The following is a 13,771-nucleotide window of genomic DNA, read 5'->3' as shown; positions in this document are numbered from 1 at the left end:
GGGATGAGCTGGTCGGGGCGGGGGCCGATCAAGTCGGCGCGGCCCATTTCCTTCAGGGCTTCGCGCAGCAGCGGCCAGTTGTCGGGGTCGTGGTAGCGCAGGAAAGCCTTGTGCAGGCGACGCTGGCGGCCGCCGCGGACGGTCTCGACCTTGTCGGTGGCGCCGCGCCGCACGCCCTTCAGCGTGTTGACGCCGGTGTGGTACATGGCGGTGGCCGTCGCCATCGGCGAAGGCAGGAAGGTCTGCACCTGGTCGGCGCGGTAGCGGTTCTTCTTCAGCCAGATCGCGAGATGCAGCATGTCCTCGTCGGTCGTGCCGGGATGGGCGGCGATGAAATACGGGATGAGATAGTATTTCTTGCCGGCTTCCTTTGCCGCCGCGTCGAACATCTCCTTGAATTTGTCATAAGTGCCGATGCCGGGCTTCATCATCTTGTCGAGCGGCCCGCGCTCGGTGTGCTCGGGCGCGATCTTGAGGTAGCCGCCGACGTGGTGGGTCACCAGTTCCTTGACATATTCGGGGCTCTTGACGGCGAGGTCGTAGCGCACGCCCGAGGCGACCATCACCTTCTTGACGCCCTTGACCTCGCGCACCTTGCGGTAGAGCCGGATCAGGTCGTCATGCGAGGTGTTGAGGTTGGGGCAGATGTCGGGGAAGACGCAGGACGGCAGGCGGCAGGCCGCCTCGATCTTGGGGTCCTTGCAGGCCATGCGGTACATGTTGGCGGTCGGCCCGCCAATGTCCGAGATGACGCCGGTGAAGCCCGGGGTCTTGTCGCGGATCTTCTCGATCTCGCGCAGGATCGAACCCTCGGAGCGGTTCTGGATGATGCGGCCTTCATGCTCGGTGATCGAGCAGAAGGTGCAGCCGCCGAAGCAGCCGCGCATCACCGTCACCGAGAATTTGATCATGTCCCAGGCGGGGATCTTGGCATCGCCATAGGACGGGTGCGGGGCGCGCGCATAGGGCAGGTCGTAGACGGCGTCCATCTCGTCCGAGGTCAGCGGGATGGGCGGCGGGTTGAGCCACAGGTCGCGGTCGCCATGGCGCTGGACGAGCGGGCGGGCGTTGCCGGGGTTGGCCTCGCGGTGCAGCACGCGCGAGGCGCGCGCATAGGCATCGCGGTCGTCCTCGACCTGCTCGAAGGACGGCAGCCGGATCACGGTGTCGCCGGGCTTGCGCGTCGCGCCCTCGTCGGCGGAATCGAGATCGTCGGCGTGAAGTTCGGTGAAGTTCTCGGGCACGCGGCGGAACAGGGCGACGCCCCGGATCGTGTCGAGCTGGCGCGGCGTGTCGCCGGCGGCAAGCCGGTTCGCCACCTCGATCACGGCGCGCTCGGCATTGCCGTAGATCAAGAGGTCGGCCTTGGCGTCGGCCAGGATCGAGCGGCGCACCTTGTCGGACCAGTAGTCGTAATGCGCGATGCGGCGCAGCGAGGCCTCGATGCCGCCCAGCACGATAGGCACGTCCTTGTAGGCCTCGCGGCAGCGCTGCGTGTAGACGATGGTGCAGCGGTCCGGCCGCATACCGCCCTCGCCGCCCGCCGTGTAGGCGTCGTCATGGCGGATCTTGCGGTCCGACGTGTAGCGGTTGACCATGGAATCGAGGTTGCCGCCGGTGACGCCGAAGAACAGTCTCGGTCTGCCCAGCGCCTTGAACGGCTCCGCCGACTGCCAGTCTGGCTGCGAGATGATGCCGACCCGGAACCCCTGGGATTCGAGCAGGCGGCCGATGATCGCCATGCCGAAGCTCGGATGATCGACATAGGCGTCGCCGGTGACCAGCACGATGTCGCATTCATCCCAGCCGAGCGCCGTCATCTCGGCGCGGCTCATCGGCAGGAAGGGTGCGGCCCGCCCGGCAGGAGGCCGGCGGACGGACAGCGGGGCGATGTTTTGTTGGGCGTGGGCCAGGGTTTCCATCGCGGGACCTATAGAGCGCAATCGGGGCGAATTCAATGAACCTCGAATCGGGCGAGGGAAAGACGCGCCGATCTCGAGGCCGCGCTGGCACCTGTCTGGCCAGTTGGCGATCGGCGTGGAGCGCGCCGCCATCCGGTCAGTCCTTCGCCGTGCGCGCCAAATCGGCCCATAGATTTCGCCGACGATGCCGCGGTCCCTTACCCCTCGGCGGCGACGAGATGGCCGTTGCCGACATCCTTGAGCGCCAGTTTGAGCGGTGCCTCGCCGATCCGGCGCGTGGCGCTCGGGATTTCCTGATCGAGGCGAGCGAAGCGGCTTCTGCGCCGTGCTGGATCGGGCACCGGCACGGCTTCGATCAGGCGCCTGGTGTAGGGATGGCGTGGGTTGGAGAAGACCTGGTCGCGCGTGCCCATTTCGACGATCTGGCCGAGATACATGACGGCGACGCGGTCGGAGATGTTCTCGACCACCGCCATGTCGTGCGAGATGAAGAGATAGGCGACGCCGAATTCGCGCTGCAATTCCTTCAACAGGTCGAGCACGCGCGCCTGCACCGATACGTCGAGCGCCGACACGCTTTCATCGGCGATGATCAGCTTCGGCCTCAGCGCCAGCGCCCGGGCGATACAGACGCGCTGGCGCTGGCCGCCGGAGAATTCGTGGGGGTAAAGCTCCATCTGGCCGGCCGACAGGCCGACACGGTCGAACAGGGCGGCCACCCGCTCGCGGCGCTCCTCTTTCGAGGCGATGCCGTGGATGACCAGCGGCTCGGCGACGAGGTCGCCGACGCGCATGCGCGGATCGAGCGAGGCGAACGGATCCTGGAAGATCATCTGCACGTCGCGGCGCACCGCCTTGCGCTCGTCGCGTCCGAGACCGGCCAGGTTGCGGCCACCGACGACGATGTCGCCGCTGTAAGGCACCAGCCCGGCCAGCGCCTTGGCTGTGGTCGACTTGCCGCAGCCGGATTCGCCGACCAGGGCCAGCGTCTCGTTGGGCGCGATCGAAAAGCTGACGCCTTCGACGGCATGCACGCGGCGGGTGACCCGGCCGAAGACACCGCCATGCAGGTCGAAGCGGACATGCAGGTCCTTTATCTCGGCGACATTGGCCGACGCGGTTTCGGCGCCCCTGGTCTCCTGGCGGCCGGTGCCCGCGCCGATGCGCGGCACCGCCGCGAGCAATTCGCGCGTATACTGCGCCTGCGGGCGGGCGAAAATATCCGCTGCCTTGCCTTCCTCGACCATGCGGCCATGGCGCATGATGACGACGCGGTCGGCCATCTCGGCGACCACGCCCATGTCGTGGGTGATGAGGATGACGCTGGTTCCGTGCTTCTGCTGCAGGTCGCGCAGCAGTTCCAGCACCTCGCCCTGCACGGTGACGTCGAGCGCCGTCGTCGGCTCGTCGGCGATCAGCACGTCAGGCTCCAGCGCCAGCGCCATGGCGATCATCACCCGCTGGCGCATGCCGCCGGATAGCTCGTGCGGAAACTGTCTCAGCCGGCTTTCAGCTTCCGAGATGCGCACCGCCTTCAGCGCCTCGATGGCGCGTTGCCGGGCTTGCGCATGCGAAAGGCCGGTATGCGCCTCGATGGACTCGGTGAGCTGTCGGCCGATCGACAGAACCGGGTTGAGCGAGGTCATCGGCTCCTGGAAGATCATGGCGATGCGGTCGCCACGGATATGGCGCATCCGGCGCTCGTCGAGGGTGGTGAGGTCGGTGTCGCCTAGGCGGATGGCGCCTGACGAGATGCGCCCCGCCGGTTGCGGCAGAAGCTGCATGATCGCCAGCGCGGTCATCGATTTGCCGGATCCGGATTCGCCGGCGATGCAGAGCGTTTCACCGCGCGCCAGCATCAGTGACAGATTGGAGACGACCTCGCGCTCGCCCTCGTCGCCGCGCACGCTGACGCAGAGGTTGGCGATGTCGAGAATTTTTTCGGGGGTTGAGGTCATCGCGGGAGCAGGGTCCTGAGACGTCTATTCCGGCACGCCCCCCTCTGGCCTGCCGGCCATCTCCCTCTCAAGGGGGGAGATTGGACTGCACGCAGGGTTTCGCCACTCGCCATCGATTGAAGAGAGGCGGGACGACGAAGCCGACAATCTCCCCCCTTGAGAGGGAGATGCCCGGCAGGGCAGAGAGGGGTGCAGCGCCGACGCAAAATCATTCAAACACGCAACGCGGGAAGTAGAACGAAACCACCCAGTTCGGCATGTCGACGATCTCGCTGATGCGCAGATCGCCGCAGACCGAGGCCAGCATGTAGGCTTCGACCGGGTCGATCTTGTAGCGCCCCGCGATCAGGTCGACCATCTGGGCGACCGCCTCCTTCGCACCGCTCATCAGGTCAGGCCCGATCCCGGTCGTCACCTCGTAGCCCTTGGCGTCGAGATGGCGCGTCACCGGCCCCGGCGTGGTGAAGCGCGGTGTCTTCAGCCTGGCGTCCTTGACCAGGTCGAGCTTCAGCACGACGTCCATCGGGCTTTCGATCGCCGTGCCGCAGACCTCGCCGTCGCCCTGCGCGGCGTGGGTATCGCCGACCGAAAACAGCGCGCCCGCTACTTCCACAGGAAGGTAGAGCGTGGTGCCGGCGGCGAGATCGCGGATGTCGAGATTGCCGCCGACGCGGCGCGGCGGCACCACCGAATGGTGGCCCATCTCGGCCGGCGCGTTGCCGATCGTGCCGGCGAACGGCTTCAGCGGCACGCGAGCTTGTTTGCCGAACAGCGCCGGTTCCAACGAGGCGGCGTCGTATTTCCAGATGTTGAGCGCCGGCTCCTTGAAGTCGTCGGCGAGCAGGCCGAAACCGGGAATGTTCGCCGTCCAGCCGAAGCCGGACGGTTTGAACATCTCGATGGTCACCTTCAGCGCATCACCTGGCTCGGCGCCCTCGACGAAGATCGGCCCTGTCACCGGATTGATCTGGCCGAAGTCGAGCTTGGCGAGATCGGCGATCGTGCTGTCTGCTTTCAGCTGACCGCCCGAGGAATCCAGGCACTGGAACTCGATCGTGGAGCCGGGCGCCACGCGCTCGGCCGGGGCAAACGAGTTGTCCCAGCCGAAATGGTGATGGCGCCCGTGGATGGTGTAATCGCAGTTATTGCACATCTTTTACGTACACATTGTCATAGTTGATCGGGATATGGACCGGGTCGACATAGAGGTTGTCGGCACCGCCCATTCGCGCGGATTTCATGGTGAAGCGCTGCTCGTTGAACACAGGCGCCCAAGGCGCGTCCTCCATCACCTTGTCGTAGATGGCGCTCCACATCTTGTCGCGCTCGACCGCCTTCGCCGGATCGACCACCGAGTCGGCTTCCGCCGCCTTGGCGTCGAGATCCTTGTTGCAATACCACGACCAGTTCCAGCCGCCGGGCACCGCGCCGGCGCAGCCGAGGATCGGGCCGTAGAAGTTCGAAGGATCGGGGAAGTCGGCGATCCAGGCCATGCCCCCCGACCAGATCATCGGCGCGCCGGCCTTGTCGCCGCCGGCGGCGATGACGTTGGCCTGGGCCAGCGACTGGATGCTGGCCTTGATGCCGATCGCCGCCAGGTCCTGCTGGATCGCCTGGGCGATGCGCGGGTTGGGGTCGGTGTTCATGACGAACAATTGCGTGTCGAAACCATCGGGATGCCCTGCCTCGGCCAGCAGCGCCTTGGCCTTGGCGACGTCATAGGGATAGCCCTTGTAGTCCTTGTCGTAGCCCGGCATGGACGGCGGCAGCGGCTGGTTGGCCGGCACGGCGCGGCCGTTGATGATCTGGATGATGCGCGCCTTGTTCAACGCCATGTTGACGGCCTGGCGCACCTTCACATTGTCGAACGGCGCCATGGTGGTGTTCATGGTGACGTAGCCCGTGTGCAACTGTCCGCCTTCAACGACGCGCGCCTTCTGCTCGGGATCGGCCATCACCTCCTGGAACTTGGCCGGCGGAATGCCGTCGCCGGGCACGTCGATCTCGCCCTTCTGCAGGCGCAGCAGCGCCACGATCGGCTCCTGGCCGATCTCGAAGGTGATCTTGTCGAGGTGCGGCAGGCCCTTGTGCCAATAGTCCGGATTGCGCTCGAAGACGATGCGCTGGCCAAGCGTCCATTCGGCGAGCTTGAAGGCGCCGGTGCCCACCGGATGCTTGCCGAAGTCGGCGCCGTATTTCTCGACCTCTTCCTTGGGCACGACATGGGAGAAGTTGATGGCCATGACATGCAGGAAGGTGGCGTCCGGGCGGGTCAGCTCGAACTTGACCGTATAGGGGTCGACCACGGTGACGCCCGACAGCGTCTCGGCCTTACCGGCGGCGACATCGTCATAGCCCTTGATCGAGCCGAAGAAACCGGCGCCCGGGCTCTGCGTCTTCGGGTTGGTGACGCGGTCGAGCGAGTATTTCACGTCGTCGGCCGTCATCTCGCGGCCATTGTGGAATTTCACGCCGTGGCGCAGCTTGAAGGTGAAGGTCTTGCCGTCGGGCGAAATCTCGTAGCTTTCGGCGAGGTCGGGCTTGAGGTTGGTGGTGCCCGGCTCGTAATCCATCAGCCCGTCGAACAGGCTCTTGATCATCGACCAGTTCTGCCAGTCATAGCCGATCGCCGGATCGAGCGTGGCGACATCGTCCTTGTAGGTGATGGTGATGGCGCCGCCCTGCTTGGCGTTGGGATCGATCGTGTCCTCGGCGCGGACGCTCGTCATGCCGAGCATCAAGGCCAGCGCCGATGCCGCGACGGTGGATGCCAAAAGTCGTTTCCCAAAAGATCGTTTCATTGACGGTTCCCTTTCTCTGGTTGTTTTCTGGTTTTCATCTGAGCTTGATGCGCGGGTCTATGAACGGCGCGATGATGTCGGCGAGCAGATTGCCGAGCACGATGGCGAAGGCCGAGACCAGCGTGACGCCCATGATGATGGGGATGTCGACACGCTGGATGGCCTGCCAGGCGAGTTGGCCGATGCCCGGCCAGCCGAACACGCTTTCGACGACGACGATGCCGCCCATGAAGATGCCGATATCGATGCCGATCATGGCAATGACCGGCAGGATGGCATTGGGCAGCGCGTGTCGGAACAGGATGGCGCGGCGCGCCAGGCCTTTCGCACGCGCGGTGCGGACATAGTCCTGGCGCAGCACGTCGATCATCGACGAACGCATCATGCGCGCGTACCAGCCGGCGCCGAGTATGCCCATGGTGAGCGAGGGCAGCACCAGATGGCGCCAGGTGCCGTAGCCGCCGATCGGAAACCAGCTCAACCTGACGGCAAAGACGTAAAGCAGCAGAAGGCCGACGACAAATTGCGGCGCCGAGACGCCGACGAAGGAAGCGACCATCAATGTCTGGTCGGTCGCCGTGCCGCGTTTGACGGCGGCGATCAGCCCCATGGTCAAGCCGATCAGCAGCTCGCAGAGGATAGCGCCCGCCATCAGGAGCAGGCTCGCCGGCAGCCGCGAGACGATGAGCTCGGTGACTTCCGAGCGCTGGATGTAGGAGCGGCCGAGATCGCCGCTGACAAGCTTCGTCAGATAATGCCAGTACTGGACGATGAAGGGTTGGTCGAGGCCGAGCTGCTGGCGGATGTTTTCCACCGTCTGCGGCGTGGCGCTGCGACCGGCGATCTGGCGCACCGGGTCGGCCGGCAAGAGATAGAGCAGCGCAAAGGTGATCAGCGAGACGCCGAGCAGGATGAGCAGCGACTGGATCAGGCGGCGGCCGAGATAGGCGATCATGCGCGGCCTCTTTGCGTCGGATCGAGTATGTCGCGCAGCGCGTCGCCGATCAGGTTGAAGGCCAGCGCCAGCGCCAGGATCGCGGCGCCGGGGAAGAACACCAGCCAGGGCGCTGCCTGGAAATAGGTCTGGTTCTCGAAGATAATGTTGCCCCAGGACGCCGTCGGCGGCTGCACGCCGATGCCGAGGAAGGAGAGCGTCGCTTCCAGCAGCACCGTGGTCGAGATGCCCAGCGTGCCCCAGACGATGATGGTCGGCAGGAGATGCGGCAGGATGTGGCGAAACAGGATGCGCGGCGCGCCGGCGCCGATGGTGCGCTCGGCGTCGATGAACTCGCGTTCCGCCAGCGACGAGGTCTCGGTGTAGATGACGCGCGCTGTCTGCACCCAGTTGACCAGGGCGATGACCATGGCGACGATCCACAGGCTCGGCTCGAACACCGCCGCCAGGCAAATGGCAAGCAGCAGTGCCGGGAAGGCCATCATCAGGTCGGTGAAGCGCATCAGTGTGCTGCCGATCCAGCCACGGAAATAGCCTGATGTGACGCCGACCAGCGTGCCGATCAAAAGCGCGACGCCATTGGCGACGATGCCGATGATCAGCGAGGTGCGGGCGCCATAGAGGATGCGGGTCAGCAGGTCGCGGCCAAGCAGGTCGGTGCCCAGCCAGAATTTTGCACTTGGCGGCAGCGGCGAGCCCTCGATGGTCAGGCCGTCGAACATCTGCTCGTTGGGATCGTATCCGGTCAGCCATGGCGCCAGCACGGCGCCGGCAACGACAAGGGCGACGATGACCAGGCCGAGCAGCGCCAGGCGGCGCCTGAACAGCCGGCGCCAGACACCGGCGCGCGGCTTGGCCGGTATCGGAGCGGGCGCGGTGAGATCAGGCGCGATGGGACTGGTCATCGCCGCCCTCTTCGCCAGTCTTTGCTTCATCGGTCATGGCCACGATGCGGCGCGCGGCGTCCTCGACGCTGATCTGCCAGCTCATCGCCAGCGAGCGCAGTTGCGCATAGGCGCGTTCGTCGTCGCTGCCTTTCGACAGCGCCGCCACCGCGCGCACGATGGTCTGGCGCTCGGCGACGCGCTGGCGCAGCGAAGCGATCTCGCCGGCGAGATGCTTGCGCGCCTCGAAGCTCTGCCGCGCGATCAGCAAGGCGCTGTAGACGCCGGCATTGCCGACCGGTTTCAGGAGTTGCGCGTCAGCCTTGTGCGACAGCGCCCATTCGATGCGGCCCGGCGCCTCGGAACCGATCAGCGCCACCAGCGGCATCGGCGCCTCGCCCGGCTTCCAGGGGAACTGCTCGTCGAAACCGAGATCGGCATCGAAGAAGACGAAATCGGCGGCCAGCGCCTCCGGCGCCAGTTCCGGCCAGCAATCCACGGTGACGAGGCCGATGGCGGACAATTGCCGGGTGATCGCCTGGACGGTCGGGTGCGGGCGGTGCAGCACGAAGGCCTTGGCGCCGCCGAGATTGGGGATGCGCGGCGTCCGGGTCACGACACCACCCGCAGGCGCGGCCGGCCGAATGTCCTGGCGGGATCGTAGCGCGACAGATAGGGATCGGGCGCGACCTCGTCCTCCCGGCTGACGACCTCGAAGAAGCCGTCGGCGATCCGGCCGATGATGACGGGCAGCGTCGCGTGCTGGGAATGGGCGTCGATGGCGATCGGCCCGAGACGGGTGGAGAAGCGTGTTTCGGCGAAGGCTTTCGAGAATTCCGCCGGGCCGGCGTCGGGATCGCGCGACAACACATCGGCCATCACCTGCACCGAGGCATAGGCCGACGCTTCGAAGGACGAGGCGAAGGCGGCCGGCCTCGGCGCGAAGTACGGCCCGACCGACAGATGGCCCTTGCCCGCTTCGCCGATCGCCGGCAGCTCGCCCTCGGTCAGGTTGCAGGAAATGACAGGGCAGTTCCGCGGGCTGAAGGCCGTATCCTCGACGCCCAGATCGCGATAGGCCGCCAGGAAGGCGTAGGACGAGGTGCCGATGAGATTGTTGAGGATGAAATTCGGCCGCGTCGCCCGGATCTCGGCGATCAGCCGCGACACGTCGGTCTCGCCGATGCGCAGGTAGCGTTCGCCCAAGACCTTGCCGCCGGCGTCGGCGATCAGGTCGCGCGCGACGCGGTTCATCTCCCAGCCCCAGATGTAGTTCGAGCCGAGCAGGAAGCCGTTGGCGCCGAAGCGGGGCACGACATGGGCCATCAGCGGCACCAGATGCTGGTTGGGGCAAGCGTGCATGTAGACGACATGCTCGTTGGCCTCGAAGCCTTCATAGGGACAGGCATACCAGAGCATGCCGCCGGCCTTCTCCAGCACGGGGATCGTCTCCTTGCGGCTCCAGGAGGTGACGCAGCCGACGACATGGCGGGCGCTGCTGGTCCGGAAAATGTCCTCGCACAGCGTCGCGTAGCGGTCCGCATTGCTCTGCGGGTCCCGCTCGACCGGCACCAGCTCCAGGCCATGGCTCCTGTCCGCATTGATATCGGCAATGGCGCGCATGGCCCCGGTACGGCACGCGTCGGAGACGAGCTGATAGCTCCCCGAGCGGGAATAGAGGATGCCGATCTCGATACGCCGTTTCAAACTGAACCCCAGAAATGACAATGCCCCGCAGCCAGCGCCGGGAAGGCGAGGCATACGAGGCATATTTGCCGCCCGGCGATCAGAGCCGGTATTTTGCCTTAGCGTATTCGGTCCGGCGGGTCAGTCAAGCGGGAAAGTGCGGGACGGTTGGAGCCCGGGTCAGGACATCTGTTCTGCCCTGCCGGACGACCGATCCCACCTCCAGCACGGGTCGAACGGGGTCGGGATTTCCTTGACAAAAAGTAGTTTATAAACTACAATCATCTCATGCTTGAGCTGAAACAGACCGAGACGTTCCGCAAATGGTGGATGCGGCTCAGCGATGAACGGGTGCGGGGCGTTATCTTCGCGCGGCTCGACCGCCTTGCCTATGGACATGCGGGAGACGTGCAGCCGGTTGGCGACGGGATCAGCGAACTGCGCATCCACCATGGCCCCGGCTACCGGGTCTATTTCCAGCGCAAGGCAATACCGTGATTGTCCTGCTGTGCGGTGGCGATAAAAGTACGCAAGCAAAAGACATCAAGGCGGCAAAACGTCTGGCAAAGGAATGGAATGACTGACATGGCTGAAAAACTGACTACCTTTGATCCCGCCGAGGGGCTGACTTCCGACGAAGCCATCGCAGCTTTCATGGCGGAAGCCTTCGCGTCCGAGGATGCTGGCTATATCGCCCATGCGCTGGGCGTCGTCGCCCGCGCCAAGGGCATGACACAAATCGCTAGCGAAACCGGACTGTCGCGCGAACAGCTTTACCGCTCGTTCAGCGAGAACGGCAATCCAACCCTGAAAACCACGATTTGCGTGATGAAGGCGCTCGGCATCGAACTTACCGCAAGGCCGCATTCGGCGCCTTGATTGCCAGATAGCGCATGACATCCAATGCAGTAAAAAAAGAAGCATTCACCGGCGCTCGACCCAACCGGGTGTTCAAGTTCGTCTTCTCGGAGATGGTGCGACTTCAAACCGAAGTTAACGAAAGGCGCATCGGTCACTGGCATTTTCAAGACACTTTTTCTGCCATTCAGATGCCTTCCGGACGGCGGTTCACGATTGGTCGCCAAGCCGAAAGGAAGCTGCAGGAACTGGCACGCAACACAATTGAAAAACACGATGATCTGGTCGGAAAGTTCGATACGGCCGATCTCGTAGCAGAGTTCAAAGTCGAGATCGCGAAAGAAATAGAGGCCCAGACCGAAAGGTCCGCTGCCGATATCGTCAAGGAATGTAGCGACCGCCTAGCACGAAGCCGCTCGAACTCCATCAGGTACTACGTTCCCTGCCTCCTTCCAGAACACTCTTTGATCGTCCGATTTCGCCTCGGCCCGGTTCAATTCCATCGCAAAGATAGGCTTTGGGCCGAATTGCGCGACCAATTCAGCGAACAGGAAGCTGGCTGGTTTGCCAAACATATCAAGGACACTGAACACTACAATTGGGTTGCATCCGTAGACATCAAAGGGTTCAGCGATAAAAAGGGCTGGGGCCGAGCATACCTGCTTGTCGAACTCGCCATTGCCGCAATCAAGATTTTGTACCCAGCCAACGATGCGGTTTGGTATGGTGCTGACTCCCAGTTGATACCCCTACGACTTCGACATCGCATAAGCCAGACAGAGCAAAAAAAAGCATCGATAAGCTGGAACAAGAAATTTCTATCGATCAAAGATGACGCTTCTATAGAGGCGGTCCTGTTGGGGAATCGTAGCGGCTTCATCTATTTGATCGGTGAATTTTTGAAACAGCACGCTTTGCGCGGAAAATTCGGCTTTATCAGCAACAAGATTGTGTCGGCGCTCAAATGGAGCGATCTGGCCAACAGCCATATGCTTTCGTCCCAGCGAGTAATATCCTACTCAAATTGTCTGGAAGCGCTGTTCGTAACGAATGAAAGCAACAAAACCGCTCAAATTCGCGACCGATCCTTGTATTTTCTGAGCGTGGTCGATTCTGAAAGGGACTGGGGCAGCGATGTCTCAAGCCTGTACAAGGCCAGGTGCGACCTCGTCCATGGGGATATCTCCCCGATTGCCGAACAAACCGAGAAATTTGTCTATCTGGGCAAAATAATTACCGACAAATGCATCGTCGGAATGCTTTGTTTTTGCGTGTGGCTTCTCAAGAAATACCCGATTGAAACAACCAAACGCGCCAACAGCCCATTCGATGGAAAGGCGAATTTCACCAAAGCGTTTCTCAATGATCTCCCGATATTCACCGAGGAGATCATGAACGGAACCGCTAACGCGGCAAAAACCTAGCTCAATATTGTCTTCGGTCGCGATGGGATTTAACCGGCAGTTCGTTGCGCAGTTTTCGTTTATGACGGCATTCAGCATCTGGTGACGCATCGCGACGACCTCCCCATCGATATGACTTGGGCACCGTATACGCTGGTCAGCGATATGGAACAAAAAATCACCTGTCGTCAGAAGATCATGACGACTGACGGCAGGTCGGCCTGTATCGCGTCCTTTTTCCCAAGCCATGCATACCCGCCCGGCCGCAGGCGCACGTCGGCAACAGCCATTTCTGAACACTGTCAGACCTCCGGCAGGTTCACTATGAAGAACCCGTGATGGGCGCTGAACCCCCGTTGCCGAGCACGGATCACAAGGGCCCACCCGGCGATCACACCCCCCGCAACTGCCTGCGCCGCCAGGCGGCGGGTGCCTCGCCTGTGCGTTCGCGAAAGAAGCGTGAAAAATAGGCGGGGTCATCAAAACCGATTTCGTAGGCGATGTCCTCGACCGTGCGCACGGTGAACCGCAGCAGGCGTTTGGCTTCCAGCAGCCGCCGCTCGCTGACGACGCGTTTGACGCCACTGCCCAGCACCGCGCGGCTGGCCTTGTCGAGGAGATGCGGTGTGGTGGCGAGCGTCTCGACATAGCGGTCGACGGGCCAGTTGTCGCGGAAATGCGCATCGACGAGACGGCGCAAACCCATGGCCAGCGATGCATCGGAAGACGGTGCGGCGCCGACGGTCGCCGGTGCGAGCCGCGCGATATGGGAGAGCGCGACGGCGATCAGCGCCGGCAAGGTCTTGTCGTTACCGGCCTGCGCTTCGGCGTATTCGGCGGCGATCATCTCCAGTAGCGCCGCCAGCCTTTTCCACGCGGCGCGATCCGGTTGGCCGTCGGCGAAGACAGGCCGGTCGAGCGGCAGCAGGCTATTGGCGGCAATCGCGGCGAGCGCGTCGTCGGCGACCGAGACGACTGTCGCGTCGGTGCCGGGGCCGATAGAGAAGCCATGCACGATGGTGCTCGGCACGAAGCTGACGGCGGGTGCCGAAAAGTCCCAGGATTTGTCCTCGATGCGATAGGTGCCGGAGCCGCTGGTCCAGTAGGTGATCTGGCCCATTTGCGGATGTTTGTGCGCGGCGACCTGGCCGAGGTGGATGTTGGCCCGGGCAAGCACCGTCTCGACATGCAGGAAGCCGATGTCGAGCGGCCGCACCGGCTCGCCATAGACAAAGAAATCTGGAATGGAATTCTGGCTCATGGCGCCGGAAAAAGTCCAATCGGTTTTGCCGTTCCGTCCATAA

General features: G+C 63.5%; 11 protein-coding genes and 1 pseudogene. 3 read left to right on the top strand and 9 right to left on the bottom strand.

Annotation, left to right across the window (positions count from 1 at the left end):
- The 8 genes from FJ967_RS20195 to FJ967_RS20155 all read right to left on the bottom strand — a co-directional run.
- On the bottom strand, positions 1-1,922 hold a 1,922-nt coding region (locus FJ967_RS20195; RefSeq protein WP_140733582.1), incomplete at its 3' end, for a YgiQ family radical SAM protein.
- A 197-nt stretch (positions 1,923-2,119) separates the two neighbouring features.
- Positions 2,120-3,880, bottom strand: coding sequence for an ABC transporter ATP-binding protein (locus FJ967_RS20190; RefSeq protein WP_140733581.1), 1,761 nt, complete (start codon positions 3,878-3,880; stop codon positions 2,120-2,122).
- A 208-nt stretch (positions 3,881-4,088) separates the two neighbouring features.
- Positions 4,089-5,033 (bottom strand): acetamidase/formamidase family protein, encoded by a 945-nt coding sequence (locus FJ967_RS20180; protein WP_140733580.1) that lies wholly within the window; start codon positions 5,031-5,033, stop codon positions 4,089-4,091.
- A complete protein-coding gene (locus FJ967_RS20175) occupies positions 5,023-6,681 on the bottom strand; it encodes an ABC transporter substrate-binding protein (protein WP_140733579.1) in 1,659 nt (552 codons plus the stop codon). The genes FJ967_RS20180 and FJ967_RS20175 overlap by 11 nt, the downstream gene beginning before the upstream one ends.
- A 34-nt stretch (positions 6,682-6,715) precedes the next feature.
- Positions 6,716-7,636 carry an ABC transporter permease gene (locus FJ967_RS20170; protein WP_140733578.1) on the bottom strand — a complete coding sequence of 307 codons (921 nt, stop codon included), beginning with the start codon at positions 7,634-7,636 and terminating at the stop codon, positions 6,716-6,718.
- Entirely contained in the window at positions 7,633-8,541 is a 909-nt protein-coding gene (locus FJ967_RS20165) for an ABC transporter permease (RefSeq protein ID WP_140733577.1), read from the bottom strand. Before FJ967_RS20165 ends, FJ967_RS20170 begins: the two co-directional genes overlap by 4 nt.
- Positions 8,519-9,136, bottom strand: a complete 618-nt coding sequence (locus FJ967_RS20160; protein ID WP_140733576.1) for an ANTAR domain-containing protein — start codon at positions 9,134-9,136, stop codon at positions 8,519-8,521. Before FJ967_RS20160 ends, FJ967_RS20165 begins: the two co-directional genes overlap by 23 nt.
- Positions 9,133-10,227 (bottom strand): transporter substrate-binding protein, encoded by a 1,095-nt coding sequence (locus FJ967_RS20155; RefSeq protein ID WP_140733575.1) that lies wholly within the window; start codon positions 10,225-10,227, stop codon positions 9,133-9,135. Before FJ967_RS20155 ends, FJ967_RS20160 begins: the two co-directional genes overlap by 4 nt.
- 267 nt (positions 10,228-10,494) lie before the next feature.
- On the opposite strand from FJ967_RS20155, the pseudogene FJ967_RS20150 reads away from it, so the two are divergent.
- From FJ967_RS20150 to FJ967_RS20140, 3 genes and pseudogenes are all read left to right on the top strand, one after another.
- Positions 10,495-10,790, top strand: a pseudogene (locus FJ967_RS20150) (type II toxin-antitoxin system RelE/ParE family toxin).
- Between the two features lies 1 nt (position 10,791).
- Positions 10,792-11,085 (top strand): addiction module antidote protein, encoded by a 294-nt coding sequence (locus FJ967_RS20145; RefSeq protein ID WP_140733574.1) that lies wholly within the window; start codon positions 10,792-10,794, stop codon positions 11,083-11,085.
- 14 nt (positions 11,086-11,099) lie between these two features.
- Positions 11,100-12,488: a HEPN domain-containing protein gene (locus tag FJ967_RS20140; RefSeq protein ID WP_140733573.1), complete on the top strand. Its 1,389-nt coding sequence runs from the start codon at positions 11,100-11,102 to the stop codon at positions 12,486-12,488.
- 370 nt (positions 12,489-12,858) lie between these two features.
- On the opposite strand, the gene FJ967_RS20135 is transcribed toward FJ967_RS20140, so the two are convergent.
- Positions 12,859-13,728, bottom strand: a complete 870-nt coding sequence (locus FJ967_RS20135; protein ID WP_140733572.1) for a helix-turn-helix domain-containing protein — start codon at positions 13,726-13,728, stop codon at positions 12,859-12,861.
- Positions 13,729-13,771 lie beyond the last annotated feature (43 nt).

This window comes from Mesorhizobium sp. B2-3-4, from assembly GCF_006442315.1.
Lineage (GTDB): Bacteria > Pseudomonadota > Alphaproteobacteria > Rhizobiales > Rhizobiaceae > Mesorhizobium.
The sequence above is the reverse complement of the archived record's forward strand: the minus strand, read 5'-3'. Positions and strand labels throughout refer to the sequence as shown.

What these genes read in the sequence shown, in the direction of transcription:
- FJ967_RS20175 (WP_140733579.1), bottom strand. Translation starts at nt 6,681, where the DNA reads ATGAAACGATCTTTTGGGAAACGACTTTTGGCATCCACCGTCGCGGCA.
- FJ967_RS20140 (WP_140733573.1), top strand. Translation starts at nt 11,100, where the DNA reads ATGACATCCAATGCAGTAAAAAAAGAAGCATTCACCGGCGCTCGACCC.
- FJ967_RS20145 (WP_140733574.1), top strand. Translation starts at nt 10,792, where the DNA reads ATGGCTGAAAAACTGACTACCTTTGATCCCGCCGAGGGGCTGACTTCC.
- FJ967_RS20180 (WP_140733580.1), bottom strand. Translation starts at nt 5,033, where the DNA reads ATGTGCAATAACTGCGATTACACCATCCACGGGCGCCATCACCATTTC.
- FJ967_RS20170 (WP_140733578.1), bottom strand. Translation starts at nt 7,636, where the DNA reads ATGATCGCCTATCTCGGCCGCCGCCTGATCCAGTCGCTGCTCATCCTG.
- FJ967_RS20165 (WP_140733577.1), bottom strand. Translation starts at nt 8,541, where the DNA reads ATGACCAGTCCCATCGCGCCTGATCTCACCGCGCCCGCTCCGATACCG.
- FJ967_RS20135 (WP_140733572.1), bottom strand. Translation starts at nt 13,728, where the DNA reads ATGAGCCAGAATTCCATTCCAGATTTCTTTGTCTATGGCGAGCCGGTG.
- FJ967_RS20190 (WP_140733581.1), bottom strand. Translation starts at nt 3,880, where the DNA reads ATGACCTCAACCCCCGAAAAAATTCTCGACATCGCCAACCTCTGCGTC.